The sequence below is a fragment of the Sulfurimonas autotrophica DSM 16294 genome (assembly GCF_000147355.1).
Taxonomy (GTDB): Bacteria; Campylobacterota; Campylobacteria; order Campylobacterales; family Sulfurimonadaceae; genus Sulfurimonas; species Sulfurimonas autotrophica.
On record NC_014506.1, the window covers coordinates 84808 to 98932 of the forward strand.

The following is a 14125-nucleotide window of genomic DNA, read 5'->3' on the forward strand; positions in this document are numbered from 1 at the left end:
GTCTAACTTTTAAACTCGTCAATAGTTTCTTGTAAAGATGAAGCGACATGCACGAGTTTTTGTAAATCACTTTCAATACTCATAACACTTGTACCGTTAGCTGTTGAGAGTGTTTCAATTTTTCCAATATAGGAAATAATCTCTTGAATGTTTTGAGACATTTTTTCACTATCATTTTTTGATTTGTTTGCCATTTGTGTTGATGTTTGCATCGCATTAGAAGTGAGTGAAATTTTTTGCTCGACATCATCAGATATATTGACAAGTGCTTCTATATTTTGCGCATTTATTGTCATTTTATCACTGACATCATTGATTGCCTGAACAATGGTGCTTACGCTTATATCTATCTCTGCCAAACTTTTTTGTGTACGTTCTGCAAGCTTTCTTACTTCATCGGCAACAACGGCAAACCCGCGTCCGTGTTCACCCGCACGTGCTGCTTCAATAGCAGCGTTGAGTGCGAGAAGATTTGTCTGTTCTGCTATCTCTTTGATAACATTGAGTACATCTTTGACCTGATCGGCATCATTTTTAAGGACTAAAAGTTCGTTAGAGAGTTCATTTTCACTTTCTACAAAAGTTTCTACTTCATTGTTCAAGTTCGCCAATGAATTATGTGCTTTTGCCAGTTCTTTTTCTGCTTCTATTATAGTCTCTTGTGTTGTCGTTGCAGCTTGTATGGTTTCATCTAAAATATTTTGAATATCTTCACTTTTTTGGCTTGTTTGTGAAACGATTTCTCTCTCTTGCTGTACGCCTTTGCGTATTACATGTGAGGAAATTTCAATTTCAGAAGCAATTTCATTGTTTTGTTCACCCAAAGATTTCACTTCATTGACAGTAGATTGAATCATTTGGATAAAATGGTTGACTTCATTGGCTGTTTCTCCAAACTCATTGCCTTTTTTATGTGCAAGTCGTTTTGTTAAGTCTTTGTCTCCGCTGACAAGGTCTGCAATTCTCTCTTTGAGATTATTCAGCGGTGTGAAAATTTCACGGCCAAAAAAGATTAAAGCTACAATACTAAAAGCAATACCGCCGATAATTAAAGAGATAATAAGTGTTGTATTGGTTTGAGTGATTGCATCGTCGTTTTTATCAAGAGATATTGTCAAGTCCATTGCACCAAGTGCATAACCAACCTGTGCATTATAGTGGCACTGCAGACATCTCTGCTCCGCAATCATGGGTTTAATCATACGAATGATGTGATTACCGTTTTCATCACTTTCAATGATTTTTGTCGTTTTGTTTTGTAAGACATCACTTAGCAGAGGGTCTGTAGTGTACTTTTCATTCGGAGCATATACCTCTATAACTGCCTTTGATTTAGTAATTTTCAAGTCAGCAATTCCATCAATACCTTTTGCACTTTTAAAGGCAGTTTCAACAACTTCAGGATCACCCATCATCATGCTTGTTGTCATAGTTTGAAAGATTGATTCACTGAGCATCTTTAAAGATTTTTTTGCCGTAGTATTTGAAAGACTGTGCAGTGTCGAAGAGAGATAATAAGACATCCCAATGAGTCCGAGGATACTCAGAGAGACAATGGAAAGAATTACTTTTGATTTTACTGATGCTAACATAAAGAGACCTTACTAGATTTAAAATTTTAAATAATTATAACTAAAAAAAGTCTTTATAATGTTACATACTGTATATTAAATACTCAATTTGTTCTAAAAGTGTTTGATTTGTGATGGTGTTTTTGTTTGCATATGCCAGACAGGATCCAGCACCCACACCCTCTTTAGCTTCGCCTTCGTCATACTTTTTAAGTATTGGTATTGCTGTATTTTTAAAGTTAAATGTTGCATAAATCGCATGAGGTTTGTAGCTTAACTGCTCGAGTATATGGGCAATATTTGAATTTTTATCTTGTGTGACCCATTGTGTTGTTGCCAATGTAATGTTGTCATGTTTTACACGCATTAAAACATCTTCTCTGAGCTTGTCAGCAATTAACAAACACGCTGCCATCTGTGTTCCGCCGGCTAAAACAATCTGGAATCGTTTCGAGGCTTCAAGTAAGAATCCGGCACAAAAAATGAGCATATTGTCGCTTACTATGCCAAGTTTTTCAAAACTTGTCATATCTTTATTGATTAAACTTAGTGCTTGGTTTATCGTTTGTGTTTTAATGTTATTGGGTACATGTAAGAAACTTGAGGAAAAATCATCTGCACAGTCATAGCCGAGCGCCAAGGCTGAAGCTGTTGCTGTCGTTGTGCCTGCGGGTGTACTCTCCCCAAGAATAAGATAGTTCCCTTTAAGCTCATATGATTTTCCAAATTCCATGCCTTTTACAAAAACTTCTTTTGCATTAATATCTGCACCCTCATTTATTGCTTGGGAGGGTTTTATATCAAAGTGGTGCACGGTGCAGTTTTGAGGCTCTGCTGTGAGTCCCAAATTTAAAATTTCTATAGTGCTAAAAGGTGTTAGGTTATGTACGGCACGGGTAATAAGTGCGGGTGTCGGTACACCTGTGGGTGTTTCAGCAAGTTCACCGAGTGAAAACACTTTTTCATTTGTAATGAATTCCGCATCAAGTGTAGGGGTAAGAGGAATCATGCCGGGAATTCCGGCTTGTGTTATGCCTTCTATTTCACAAGTCTTTGTAACACTGGCTGCGAGTAAAAAGTCAGCTTTGCCCTCAGGCAGGGAATCTAAATCATTTGTCAGTATGTTGTATGTTTGCATAAATAAAATCTTTTTTTGTAATTTTACCAAAGTAAAAAGTAATTTGCCCCAAAAAGTACCAATAACTTAGCTAAAGTTATACCTGTAACCCCTATAATATTTCCTATTTGACATGATGAACAGTTTTTATACTGTTTGCCTTCATGTATTGCATAAAAAAAGTAGATGACAGTCAGAATAAGTATACTCAGCATTGCATAATTTTCTGCGCTTTTTAAAATAGAGAGGTTTTCTTCAGATAAAAAGAATTTTGTAATCAGTGCTAAAAGTGATGCAACAAAGACAAATTTTATAAGATGCAGTAATTTGTCTCGTTTAAATGTGGTAGGACAGCCGTTGTCTGTAATGGCATCTGTTCCAAATTCAAGCTTTGAGTCTAAAAGTTTTCGTTCATTGTCATCAAGTCTCACCCTGAAATTTGAGCCGAAAACATAGTCAAGTTTTCTTTGTATGGTGACGGCTAAATCACCCTCAGCTTCTAAAAACTGCTGGTTTGCATCTCTGTCTTCATACATCAGTTTTATTTTTTCATACCGTTTTGTTTTAGCACTCAGACCCGGAAAGTAAGCTGTTGATTCTACAGGAGTGATCGTTCCCTCACGTTTAATAATCCTTGGATTGATTAATTCCAAAAATTCTCCGTCATCTTTTTTTATAACAATAACGGCATAAGGCGAGCCTATTTGAAAAGCAGAGAGTGCATCTAAATTGTTTGCCTCTATTGTATCTTTTAAATCTTTTATCAAATCAAAAAGTTCTTGATTGAAGTGCCTGACATTTGCACCAAACTCCAAACTTGGTGTTGTCGGGTATTTTATAATCTCTTTTACCATGAGTATAGTTCCTTTTTAATTTAAATCGCTGTCTTTCCAGTATTTTGTTCCCTGAATAGTTGCCTGCAGAGCCAGACCGTTTTTTGTCAATTTATAGATTCTCATGCCCGGTGCTACCGTTACAGAAGCATTGACAGCTCCGCCGTGTTCACTTGCTTTTGCCGCCGCATCTGCCTGTGCGTTTGCTTCCCAGCCTTTATTTACAAAGTTGTCAAAAATTTTTTTATTTGCAAATAAAAATACGATACGGAAATCTTTTACGCCGAGTCCTAAACCTACTCCCGCGGAAGCCATATTCATATAGATATTTTTTCCTGTTTTGTTATTGTGTGCCATTCCTGTACCGCCTTCTGCGGAAACAAAAATAAGATTTACGCCGGCACTGCTAAAAGTAGCATAGCCGTAGGATTTCGCAAGGAGCTTTTTTGCTTCAGGTGCATGTTTATATAACAATGCCAGTGTCTTTTTGCTTTGTTTGATACGTGCTTGTTTTTTATCGGCATTTGAATTGCCCGACCAAAAACCGGAAAAAAGTAAGATAAATGTAAACAGGAGTGCAGTAATTTTAAGTTTTTTCATTGTGTATTCTTTAGTCTATATCGACACCGTTCCAAAATTCATCATAATCAAGATTGGTGAGTGCATTTTCATCTTCAATGTTTTTCTCTAGCAGTTTTTTCTGTTGTTCTTGAAAAAAGAGTTCAAGTGCTTCATTAATAAGTGTACTCTCATCTTTTTTGAGTATTTGTGTAAATGTTTCTAGGTTTTGTAAGTTGTAGTCGTTTATTGTTATTTGCATAAAATATTTTAGCCAAAGTTAGTTAAATATGCTAAATTTACGCTGTATAAATGAGCTTTTCATGAACGCTGTTTCCATCTAGTTCAACATAACGCATCGGGTACATGTCCAAATCAAGTGGACGTACAAAGCCGCGTGTGACTATGACTTTTGTTCCCTGCACTGTCATTGTCGCCGAGGTCCATGTGTGAATCCGTTACATGTATAAACTTCAATGTCTTTTTTTTATTTTCTTGTGCAGTTACCAGTAGAGGCATGGAACTAAGAGCTACTGCACTTTTTAAAAAGTTTCTTCTTGATATTTTTGACATAATGTTTCCTCTTTTTACTATGATTTTATCTTATATAAGTAATATTTGTGATAAACTTTAGGACTTTTTAGATTATTTAGGGATTATTTATGGATTATTTATGGATAAAGTTGCATTAAGAAGCATTATAAACAGTACAAAAACATTAAAAGTTTTGTTTGTTGAAGATGATGACACTTCCAGAGAAGCTTTAACCCAGTTTATGAGCGTGTTTTTTGATGTTATCATCGAAGCATATAACGGGGAAGACGGATGGAACAAATTTAATGACGATGATTTTGATTTAGTTATTACAGATATAAATATGCCAAAAATAAACGGCTTGGAACTTGCAGCGATGATAAGGGAAGTAAAGCCTTATCTCCCTATTTTAATCGTTTCGGCACATAGAGAAACAAGTTTCTTTTTGGAAAGTATTAAACTCAATGTTGACGGCTATATATTAAAGCCTTTTGAAATGGATCAGTTTTTGTCGGTACTTTCAAAAGTCGTGCACAGAATCGATACAGAAAGAGAACTAGCCGAGTATCAGCAAAATTTAGAAAATATGGTACATGAAAAAACAAAAGAGTTAGAACATAAATGCCTGCATGAGTATTATACCGATTTGCCTAATGAGATTATGCTCAGAGATGATTTGATGGCGCAAGAGTATGCTTATATGCTGCTTTTGGATATTTCCCATTTTTCTGTGTTAAACAAAGAATACGGAAAAGACTTTGCAACGCATATTATCATTAGAACAGCCAGAATTTTAGAAAAACATATACATAATGATGCAAAACTTTACAAAGTAGAGTCAGACAGATTTGCCATACTCGTAAAAAGTACAGAAGTCAAAAAAGTCAATGAATACTGTGATCAGATAGTTTCATTTTTTGACATGAAAAATGTTAAAGTTGACGATACAGAGCTGAATGTGACTTTTAATATAGGTGTAGACAAAGTAAGAGCAGATGTGAGTGAAACACTGATAAACTGTGAGTACGCTCTTGATAAATCAAAAGAACTCGGCAGCAGGCATTATGAAATATATAGTGAAAACCATGCTGTTTTTGTAGATGAAAAAGATGCCATTAAATGGTTGAGACTTACAAGGGAGTTAATAGTTGAAGAAAAAATTGTACCACATTTTCAGCCTATTATGAATACCAAAACAGGTGAAATTTATAAGTACGAAGCCTTGGCAAGAGGATTTCACAACAATGAAATAATAGCTCCCTATTACTTTATAGCGTCTGCCGAGAAGCTTGGACTCTCTACTGCAATTACACGCCTGATGATAAATAAAAGTTTTGCATTTTTTGAAGATAAAACAGTACAGTTCTCCATTAATCTTACAGAAAGAGATTTGCTCGAGGGTTATTTGATAAAATTTTTAAATGAAAAACTCAAACAGTACAATATAACTCCGAATCGTGTTACTTTTGAGATTTTAGAAAATATTACCGTGGCAAAAAGCTCTCAAAGAATTACGAAAAAGCTCAATAAACTCAGGGGAATGGGTTTTAAAATTGCAGTAGATGATTTTGGCATTGAAAACTCAAACTTTAGCAGACTTTTGGAAATACAGCTTGACTTTATAAAAATAGACGGACTTTTTATAAAAGACTTGAAAACAAATCCGAGAAACAGAACAATTACAAAAGCCATAGTAAATTTGGCAAAAACGCTCGGTATCAAGACGGTTGCTGAATATGTAGAAGATGAAGAGATATATGAACTAATCAAAGGCTGCGGAATTGATTATGCACAGGGCTATCACATTGGTAAGGCAGAAGAATATCTGATTTAACCGTTAAAGTAGTTTGAGCGCATTTTGCACATCTTCTTTTGTTATTTCATCTGTGCCCTTGCCAAAATAAGGCTTATGTTTTATTTTGCCAAAGTAAGATGTATCACCGCCTAACTTTACATGTAGAGCTAGTGCCATAGCGGTTATAGGGTGCCCCGCATTTGGACTTTCATGTTTTTTCCCGTCTTTGTAAAAAGCAAAAATATTTTTTTGTTTTGCCAGTGCCGTTATAAGCAGTGCTGTTAGCCGAGAGGGAATGTAGTTTGCAATGTCATCAAGTTTGGCAGCACATTTGCCGAAATTTTCATATTTTTCATTTCTGTAGCCGACCATAGAATCCATGGTATTGATGGCTTTATAGATAATAATACCCGGAAGATTAAAAAGCAACAAATAAAACAACGGTGCAATAACGCCGTCACTCAAATTTTCGGCATAAGTCTCTATGGCAGCTTTATAAATATCGCTCTCGCTCATATGTTGTGTGTCACGTGATACCAGCATTGAGAGGGCCTCTTTTTTATTCTTTACATGTAAGATGTCTGCAACAGAATCACGAAGCATTTTATGGGCTATGAACATAGATGCTATAAAAGAGCTGATAAGAATATTTAAAAATGAGTTAAAAAACTGAAGATACAGATAGAGTGAAATACTGAAAAAACTAATAACACTTAAAACAAACACGACAAGCAGACATCCGCGCGTTATACTGTTTTTGTAAAACTTCTTTTCAAAAAAACTTATCAATTCACCTATAATAATAACAGGGTGCTTGATAAATGAAAATTCACCGAATTTTTTGTCAATCAAATAGGCAAAAATGGCAATAAGCAGGTTATTCACTCAGTCTCTTTTGTATAAAGTCGACATCTACATGTAAGTCGATGTGCTTGGCAAAGTCGGCAATGGCATTTTGTTTAAAGTGTTTGAAGTTATAGCCTTTGTAGTTTTTGTTTATTGTATGAAAAACTTTGTATCGAAAGGCATCGTTTTCAAAGATACCATGCAAAAAAGTGCCATAAAGATTTTTTTTCTTTTTAGAGCGTTTTTTTGCAACAGCATTATGAATTTCATACCCTGCAACCATAATTCCCTGCTGGTTGTAGCAACCCTTTTGTACGATTTTTTCTTTTTGAAAATGAACATTACCCTTAAATCTTCCAAACCCCTTGACTAACTTGTTTGGTGATTCTATCATCTGCTCATCAATAATACGTTCAAACATCATCTCGTATCCGCCGCAGATTACTATAATATGTCTGTTTTTATCTGTCAAGATAGGCTCAAAACCACGCTTACGCAGCCAAAGCAGATCATCAACAACCCGTTTACTTCCCGGTACTATAAGTAAATCGCAAACAGCTGCCTGGCTCGGCGATGTAATGAAGTTTAGCTCAATCTCTTCATCAACGACAAGCGGTTCAAAATCGGTAAAATTACTAATGTGAGGCAGTTTTATAACCCCGACTTTTATGATAGCCTTGGAGGTATCTTGTGTGTAGCCCATAAGCGAAGCCGAATCTTCAAAACCGAGGTTAAAAGGCTTAAAGGGCACAACGCCCAAAACTTTTATACCGAAATCTTCTTCGATTATTTTGATACCTTCATCAAAAAGAGAGATATCGCCTTGAAATTTATTGACTATAACACCTATAACGTTTTTACGCAGTTTGTTAGGCAATAGATTGTATACACCGTAAATGGATGCGAATACACCGCCTCTTTGAATATCTGCGACTAAAACTATTTTAGTGTTAAACTCCTCAGCTACATAAATATTTGAGAGGTCTTTGTCCATGAGGTTGAGTTCAACCGGACTTCCTGCACCCTCGGCAACAATGCATTCATACTCTTTTTGCAAACCTACAAAAGCCTCTTTTACAATAGGCTTGAGCCGCTTCATATCTTTGTAGTATGCCCAGACATCTGTGTCGCCGACGCTTTTACCGTTAATAATCATATGGGCTCTGTTCGCTTCGCCTGATTTTAAAAGTATGGGATTAAAAAGAGATGTGGTTTGCAGTCCGATAGCCTCGGCAGCAAAAGCTTGAGGTATGGCTATTTCACCTTTGTCTATATCTGTGACAAGTGAATTATTTGAGACATTTTGCGCTTTAAAAGGGGCTACATGTAAGCCTCTGTGATGCAAAAGATAAGTCAGCGCAAAGCTAAGTGTAGACTTGCCGGCATCACTGCTCGTGCCAAAGATGCTAAGAGAGTGCATTGTTTATTTGGTCCACAATTTCTTTAGTGCATCGAGTTTTTTAAGGAAATTGTCTTTTTCTACATATCCATTGATGATGAGAAGTGTTTTTTGCGTAAAAGGGTCTATAAAAAATGTACGGGGACTAAAGGGTGCCGGAAACATCTGAGCAGGATATTCACCCTCGTCAAAATTTTTATACACAAGTACAACAACCGCCTCTTTTTTTAAACGTGCATGCACTGTTGTATCAGTTAGTGTACGATCTTCAAGGCGGTCACACCAAGGACATTCCGCCTTGGTAACGGTGAGCATAAGCGGACGGTGCAGTTTTTTTGCTTTTGCAAGTGCCGTATAGTAGTCACGTTCAAAACCCATCTTTTGGGCATATTCATCAAGGTCTGCTCTTCCAAAGAGGCTAAGGGCTATAAATAGCAGGCTAAGTATTATTTTCATGGTAAATCTCCTAAAAAAGTTGTAAATGCTTCTTGAAGCTGTTTGTGTGAATCTGTGTCTTTGAGCGCAAAGCGAAGCCAATTCTCATCAAGGTAATCAAAGCTTTGACATGTTCTTACGAGTATTTTATACTCCAGTAAATGCGTAAAAATTTCTTGCGCTTTTGATGATTGCGCAAGGATGAAGTTTGCATCACTATGCACAATCTGCTCAAAAAGCCCAGAGTTTTTTAAAATATTGAGCAGTTCTTGTTTTTGTATTGTGTGAAGTTCTAGGCTTTTTTCTACAAAGGCCTCATCGCCAAGACGCTCTTGTAAAAACTCTACATCAAGCGAAGATATATTCCATAAGGGTGCTTTGAGCTTTTTGATATTTTTTTTGTTGGAAAAAACAGCACCGATTCTCAGCCCTGCACAACTGTAAAATTTGGAAAATGACTGGATAATATAGAGCTTTTTATACTTCTCTATCATATTACGAAAGGAGGGATGCTTTTCAAATTCTAAAAAGCTTTCATCTAAAATAATGGTACATTTTTTCTTTTTCCACTGCGTAAACAACGCTTCAAGCTCATAAAAACTTCCCTCCGGGGTAGATGGATTTACAAAAATTATGATAGAATTTTTACTCACTTCATTATCTATATTTTCAATACGGTTTATTTTGTAAATATCTTTTTTACTTTGCAGGGCCGCTTTTTCATATTCACCGTATAATGGAGCGTAGAGGGTGACTTTTTTTTGTTTTAAAGAGTCAAGCAGAGCATAAATGGCGGCAGTCGCACCGTTATACAAGGCAATTTGCGATTTTTTCAGTGCATATTTTTTTGCAATGACTGTTTTGAGTTCTTTGTAACTGCTGTCTGCATACTTTGTGAGTGCAGCATTGTTTACATGTAAAGCGGTTTGCGGCCGGTAGAGGTTGATATTGGATGAAAAATCTATAATCTCATCACTGTTGCATCCGAGTTGTTCTGCATATTTATATATGTTTGCGCCGTGTTTCATAAGCGGATTCTACCAAAAATTTGCTAACTCTTGGGCACGCTTGGTTTTTTTGTCATGGCTTATACGAAGCAGGGCATAAAATTTGGCTGCAATTTTGAGCTGCTTTTGTAGTTCATCATACGATATTTTCTTTTTTGAAGTTTGATTATAGGCACGCAAAAAGGCATTTACATGTAAGCGTTTATTGCTTGGATTAAATGAGAGCAAGGCTATGGCCGTGTCAAAACTAAACTCACCCAGACCGCCGTCTATAAAATCAAATACTGCTATTTTTTCTTTATCAAAAAGGGTGTTGTCTGTGAAAATATCTCCATGAATAAAGCCATCATGTTTTTGGTCTAAATTGTGTAGGCAAGAGAGTTTTTTATAATAAGCATAGTGACTTTTTTTTACACTTGCAAGGAGTTTATTTATCTCATATGATACAAGAAAAGGCGCTGTATATGTGATTTTTTTGCTGATATTATGAAACTTTGCCATAAATCTTGCAAGAGCGTGAATGTGATATAACTGCACATTTTTTGGTATTTCACCGCTAAGCTTTGTATACAAATACCACTCTTGATTTTCTTGCAGATATTTTGGTACATTAAGATTATGAGCAGATAAAAGATTTAAAAGTGTTTTGTCGATTTGAATTTTTTTACTTATATCTCTTTCATATTTTTTTAAAATATATGCAGACGTGGCGTTGTTTATGATGTAGGTTGTATCTATGATGCCATTTTTTGTCGGTGTAATTTGAGTAAAATCATATGCCGGAAAAAGAAGATTTGCCTCTTGGAGTGTAATGGGCGTTTTTACACCCATTAGACTTTGCAGACCTGCATGATTTTAGCCCAGTCCAAATCAAAATGTTTTTGGACATAAGCTCTGTGATGCGGCACAGTGCAGCCTGAACAATCTTGATGAATTTTTTCACCGTAAATACCTTGCCTGCCGTCTTTTGATTCAATGGAACAGTAGCTAAACTGTGTTTTGTTGTCTATTTTTTTAATGCCTTTGTCATTAAAACGAAAATTAGGACAAGAACAAAGATAGCAGTTAAGTTCTTCCATATCATGACATTTTTTATTCTTGGCATACAGCGGACAAAAATCACTCTCTTTTTCTTTCATGTTTTCAAAATCAAAGTAGTCTATGATTTGCTCTTTGTCATAACCTTGTTGCAGGAGTTTATCTATGATTTTTTTATGTGCTGTCGCATGTTCTTGCACCCATGTTTCGTAACCCATTTAGACTCCTTTGCTTTGTGCTTTTGAAAGGGCACCTCTAACAAACCCTAATCATTCTCAGCATTATAACAAGTAAACTAATATAAGGTGAAACTACGCAGAGGCTACAGGTAGCCTCAAATGGTTTGAACGCAGTAGTAGTTTACTTGTTATAATGCCCATAGGGAGGCTAAATATGGAGCAATCTTGCACACAATTTTTTTTCAGCGTAGCTATGGCTATGCTTTAAAAAAAGTTCTGCACAATCTTACTTCATCTTTAGCCTCTGAGATTGGTTAGGGTTTTTTAGAAGTGCCCATGATAAGATAGATAAAAAACGGCCCGCCAATAATGGCTGTAATAATGCCGATAGGCAGTTCACTTTGTGTCTGCATCGTTCGTGAAATTGTATCACACAGTACCAAAAAAAGGCCGCCAAACAGAGTTGTTTTTATAATTCTTTTGCTGATATTCACAGGGTAGAGTTTGTGCACAATGTGCGGAACAATAAGCCCGACAAAACCAATAGGACCGCTGATACTGACAAGAATACCGATGGCAAAAGAGGAAACAATGAGTAAAATCAGGGTAACTTTTTTTGTATTTACACCTTTGAGCTGTGCCTGCTCTGAGGAAACACTTAAAAGCTGCAATTCAAACCTGTACATGTAAATAAATACAAAGAGTATGATGGCTGCAATGCTGATTATAAGAGGATATTGCCAGCCGATGACGGAGAGAGAACCCATAGTAAAACGTATGAGCATGTCATTTTGTATAGCACTGCCGAGGTAAAAAATGACCATCAAAACGGCACTGTAAAAAAGAGAAAGCGCAATACCCAAAAGTAAAAGAGACTCCGCATGACTTTGACGTAAGAACTGGGCGAGATAGAGCAGTAAAAAGACAGTGAACAAAGCGCCCAAAAAACCAAAAATAGAGATGGCGGCAAAACCAAAAAGAAGCGTGCCGAGTGAGAGTTTTATAGCAATACCTGCACCCAAAACCGCTCCGCTTGATATTCCCAACGTATAAGGAGTCATCAAAGCATTTCTAAAAAGTGTCTGAAACAATAGTCCGCTGATTGCCAAAACAGCACCTGCAAAGAAGGTAAAAAGTACCCGAGGAAGACGCAAATCAAAGAAAATTTTTGCATCTAAAGAGTTTACATGGAAGATGTTTTTCGGACTCAAATCAACAGAACCGACAAAGGCTGAGAGTAAAAATACACCTACTAACAGAAGCCAAATAAGTTTTCTAATCATACTTCACCGCCAAAGATTCAAATGCAACGCCGTAAAGCTGCCCCAGCGAGGCATCATTAAAGAAATCTTTTTCATAATAGGTGGCCGATTTGTTTTTTATAAAAAGAACAGGCGTATTAACCGAAGCAGCGAGGTGCAGGTCATGGGTGATGAGTATGACGGTGTGTCTGGCTTTGAGCTCTTTTATATGAGAGGCGATTATTTTTGAGTTGTGAGGATCCAGGTTAGCTGTAGGTTCGTCAAAAATGATGATTTTGCTTTGCTGCGTGAGTGCTTGTGCAATGAGAACGAGCTGTTGTTCTCCGGAACTGAGCTGACTTACAAGATGTTCACTCAAATGTATAATATTTAAAAACTCCAGCATCTCTTTTGTAATGTTTTTGTCTTCCTCAGAGTAGTCAAAAAAACTCTTTTTGTAGGCAAACCTGCCTAAAAGCACAAATTCACTGACAGATATATCAGGGTCATAAATTTCCAGTTTTGCGGGAATATAAGCAATGAGTTTTGCTTTTTCGTTGAGCGAAAGTGCTTTTGTGTTTTTATGCTCAAGAAATATTTCTCCTTCATAATCTATAAGAGAGCAAATTGCTTTTGCCAGTGTACTTTTACCCGAACCGTTCGCACCGAGAATACTCAGATGTGTGTTTATATCCAAAGAGATGTTTTCAAAAACAGTGTTGTTTTCATACTTACATGTAAGGTTGTGAAGCTTAATCATTCATTTCCCCACAGAGCCGTTTTATGGTAAGAGCAACTCTTTGTGAAGGAATATGCAGATAATCTTCATCAATAATAGAAATCTTTTTGTTTTTTGCGGCTTTGGTGGGCAGGGCATACCAGTTTTGCAAAGCTTGTTTTATGTTTACGTTTGGTTCGGTAGCATGAGAATGCAAAATAATGATTTGCTGAGGATTTAAAGCAATAACATTCTCATAATTTAAAACAGGTTGGTTTGTTGTGTGTGAGGTGTAAGCGTTTGTATTGCCGCAGACTTTGATAATGTCATCAAAAAAGATGCCATGCCCCGCTATATAGATACCGTTTCGCAAATCTTCTTTGAGCCCGTAAACTATCATTACACTGTGCGGATGTTTGGCTTTTGGTGTATTTGTTATGGCGTTAGTTATGTTTGTATTGAGCTTTTTTGCCTCTTTTAGTGCATGCAGAATTTCACCCAGTTTTTTTATAGAGTTTTGTATGTCAGGCAGAGTTTTTAGCGTAAGCATAACTGTTTTTATATGAAACTTTTTAAGTTGCTCCAAAGTGTTTTGGTTAAAAGTCTGTCCTACAACCAGAGTAGGGCAAAGTGCTATGATTTTTTCTATATTAGGAGTTTGATACCCTCCGATAACAGGCAGCTTTTGTGCCTCTTTGGGGTAGAGCGAATAGCTGCTCGTGGCAACAAGTGCATTGCCATGATGCAGACCGTAAATAATTTCGGTAATAGAAGGGCTCAAAGAGACAACCCTCTCATTTGCCCAAAGGTTGAGTATAAAAAGTGAGATAAGGAGAAGTGTTTTTATACTCATA

Annotated in this window: 16 protein-coding genes; 1 reads left to right on the forward strand and 15 read right to left on the reverse strand. The window is 36.5% G+C overall.

All coding sequences use genetic code 11. The annotated features are described in order from the left end of the window. Window positions 1–2 precede the first annotated feature (2 nt). The 6 genes from SAUT_RS00400 to SAUT_RS11530 form a co-directional block, all read right to left on the reverse strand. Window positions 3–1592 carry a methyl-accepting chemotaxis protein gene (locus SAUT_RS00400; RefSeq protein WP_013325882.1) on the reverse strand — a complete coding sequence of 530 codons (1590 nt, stop codon included), beginning with the start codon at window positions 1590–1592 and terminating at the stop codon, window positions 3–5. Between the two features lie 61 nt (window positions 1593–1653). Further along, window positions 1654–2709 (reverse strand): nicotinate-nucleotide--dimethylbenzimidazole phosphoribosyltransferase, encoded by a 1056-nt coding sequence (locus tag SAUT_RS00405; RefSeq protein WP_013325883.1) that lies wholly within the window; start codon window positions 2707–2709, stop codon window positions 1654–1656. 23 nt (window positions 2710–2732) lie between these two features. Next, window positions 2733–3542, reverse strand: coding sequence for a peptide deformylase (locus tag SAUT_RS00410; protein ID WP_013325884.1), 810 nt, complete (start codon window positions 3540–3542; stop codon window positions 2733–2735). A gap of 15 nt (window positions 3543–3557) precedes the next feature. Further along, window positions 3558–4121, reverse strand: coding sequence for a lipid-binding SYLF domain-containing protein (locus SAUT_RS00415; RefSeq protein WP_013325885.1), 564 nt, complete (start codon window positions 4119–4121; stop codon window positions 3558–3560). A gap of 10 nt (window positions 4122–4131) precedes the next feature. Beyond that, window positions 4132–4341, reverse strand: a complete 210-nt coding sequence (locus tag SAUT_RS00420) for a hypothetical protein (RefSeq protein WP_013325886.1) — start codon at window positions 4339–4341, stop codon at window positions 4132–4134. Window positions 4342–4378: 37 nt separating this feature from the next. Beyond that, entirely contained in the window at window positions 4379–4510 is a 132-nt protein-coding gene (locus SAUT_RS11530) for a hypothetical protein (RefSeq protein ID WP_013325887.1), read from the reverse strand. Window positions 4511–4752: 242 nt separating this feature from the next. Between SAUT_RS11530 and SAUT_RS00425 the strand changes: the two genes are divergently transcribed. Further along, complete coding sequence (locus SAUT_RS00425) at window positions 4753–6447, forward strand: EAL domain-containing protein (RefSeq protein ID WP_013325889.1); 1695 nt, start codon at window positions 4753–4755, stop codon at window positions 6445–6447. A 3-nt stretch (window positions 6448–6450) separates the two neighbouring features. Here SAUT_RS00425 and cbiB read toward each other — a convergent pair whose 3' ends face one another. The 9 genes from cbiB to SAUT_RS00470 form a co-directional block, all read right to left on the reverse strand. Then, the gene (gene cbiB / locus SAUT_RS00430; protein ID WP_013325890.1) at window positions 6451–7293 is read right to left on the reverse strand and encodes an adenosylcobinamide-phosphate synthase CbiB; all 843 of its coding nucleotides are present in this window, start codon (window positions 7291–7293) and stop codon (window positions 6451–6453) included. Continuing rightward, window positions 7286–8674 (reverse strand): cobyric acid synthase, encoded by a 1389-nt coding sequence (locus SAUT_RS00435; RefSeq protein WP_013325891.1) that lies wholly within the window; start codon window positions 8672–8674, stop codon window positions 7286–7288. The genes cbiB and SAUT_RS00435 overlap by 8 nt, the downstream gene beginning before the upstream one ends. Window positions 8675–8677: 3 nt before the next feature. After that, entirely contained in the window at window positions 8678–9109 is a 432-nt protein-coding gene (locus SAUT_RS00440) for a thioredoxin fold domain-containing protein (protein WP_013325892.1), read from the reverse strand. Further along, window positions 9106–10116, reverse strand: a complete 1011-nt coding sequence (locus SAUT_RS00445) for an aminotransferase class I/II-fold pyridoxal phosphate-dependent enzyme (protein ID WP_013325893.1) — start codon at window positions 10114–10116, stop codon at window positions 9106–9108. Before SAUT_RS00445 ends, SAUT_RS00440 begins: the two co-directional genes overlap by 4 nt. A 9-nt stretch (window positions 10117–10125) precedes the next feature. Next, window positions 10126–10926: a phosphotransferase gene (locus SAUT_RS00450; protein WP_013325894.1), complete on the reverse strand. Its 801-nt coding sequence runs from the start codon at window positions 10924–10926 to the stop codon at window positions 10126–10128. Next, the gene (locus SAUT_RS00455; protein ID WP_013325895.1) at window positions 10926–11351 is read right to left on the reverse strand and encodes a hypothetical protein; all 426 of its coding nucleotides are present in this window, start codon (window positions 11349–11351) and stop codon (window positions 10926–10928) included. The genes SAUT_RS00450 and SAUT_RS00455 overlap by 1 nt, the downstream gene beginning before the upstream one ends. A gap of 275 nt (window positions 11352–11626) precedes the next feature. Next, window positions 11627–12595, reverse strand: a complete 969-nt coding sequence (locus SAUT_RS00460; protein ID WP_013325896.1) for a FecCD family ABC transporter permease — start codon at window positions 12593–12595, stop codon at window positions 11627–11629. After that, window positions 12588–13313 carry an ABC transporter ATP-binding protein gene (locus tag SAUT_RS00465; protein ID WP_013325897.1) on the reverse strand — a complete coding sequence of 242 codons (726 nt, stop codon included), beginning with the start codon at window positions 13311–13313 and terminating at the stop codon, window positions 12588–12590. The genes SAUT_RS00460 and SAUT_RS00465 overlap by 8 nt, the downstream gene beginning before the upstream one ends. Beyond that, window positions 13306–14124: an ABC transporter substrate-binding protein gene (locus tag SAUT_RS00470; protein ID WP_013325898.1), complete on the reverse strand. Its 819-nt coding sequence runs from the start codon at window positions 14122–14124 to the stop codon at window positions 13306–13308. The genes SAUT_RS00465 and SAUT_RS00470 overlap by 8 nt, the downstream gene beginning before the upstream one ends. Between the last annotated feature and the right edge of the window lies 1 nt (window position 14125).

Bases quoted from the DNA above. Each gene is read 5' to 3' on its own strand.
- SAUT_RS00400 (WP_013325882.1), bottom strand. From the start codon at position 1,592: ATGTTAGCATCAGTAAAATCAAAAGTAATTCTTTCCATTGTCTCTCTG.
- SAUT_RS00405 (WP_013325883.1), bottom strand. From the start codon at position 2,709: ATGCAAACATACAACATACTGACAAATGATTTAGATTCCCTGCCTGAG.
- SAUT_RS00410 (WP_013325884.1), bottom strand. From the start codon at position 3,542: ATGGTAAAAGAGATTATAAAATACCCGACAACACCAAGTTTGGAGTTT.
- SAUT_RS00415 (WP_013325885.1), bottom strand. From the start codon at position 4,121: ATGAAAAAACTTAAAATTACTGCACTCCTGTTTACATTTATCTTACTT.
- SAUT_RS00420 (WP_013325886.1), bottom strand. From the start codon at position 4,341: ATGCAAATAACAATAAACGACTACAACTTACAAAACCTAGAAACATTT.
- SAUT_RS11530 (WP_013325887.1), bottom strand. From the start codon at position 4,510: ATGACAGTGCAGGGAACAAAAGTCATAGTCACACGCGGCTTTGTACGT.
- SAUT_RS00425 (WP_013325889.1), top strand. From the start codon at position 4,753: ATGGATAAAGTTGCATTAAGAAGCATTATAAACAGTACAAAAACATTA.
- SAUT_RS00435 (WP_013325891.1), bottom strand. From the start codon at position 8,674: ATGCACTCTCTTAGCATCTTTGGCACGAGCAGTGATGCCGGCAAGTCT.
- SAUT_RS00440 (WP_013325892.1), bottom strand. From the start codon at position 9,109: ATGAAAATAATACTTAGCCTGCTATTTATAGCCCTTAGCCTCTTTGGA.
- SAUT_RS00445 (WP_013325893.1), bottom strand. From the start codon at position 10,116: ATGAAACACGGCGCAAACATATATAAATATGCAGAACAACTCGGATGC.
- SAUT_RS00450 (WP_013325894.1), bottom strand. From the start codon at position 10,926: ATGGGTGTAAAAACGCCCATTACACTCCAAGAGGCAAATCTTCTTTTT.
- SAUT_RS00455 (WP_013325895.1), bottom strand. From the start codon at position 11,351: ATGGGTTACGAAACATGGGTGCAAGAACATGCGACAGCACATAAAAAA.
- SAUT_RS00460 (WP_013325896.1), bottom strand. From the start codon at position 12,595: ATGATTAGAAAACTTATTTGGCTTCTGTTAGTAGGTGTATTTTTACTC.
- SAUT_RS00465 (WP_013325897.1), bottom strand. From the start codon at position 13,313: ATGATTAAGCTTCACAACCTTACATGTAAGTATGAAAACAACACTGTT.
- SAUT_RS00470 (WP_013325898.1), bottom strand. From the start codon at position 14,124: ATGAGTATAAAAACACTTCTCCTTATCTCACTTTTTATACTCAACCTT.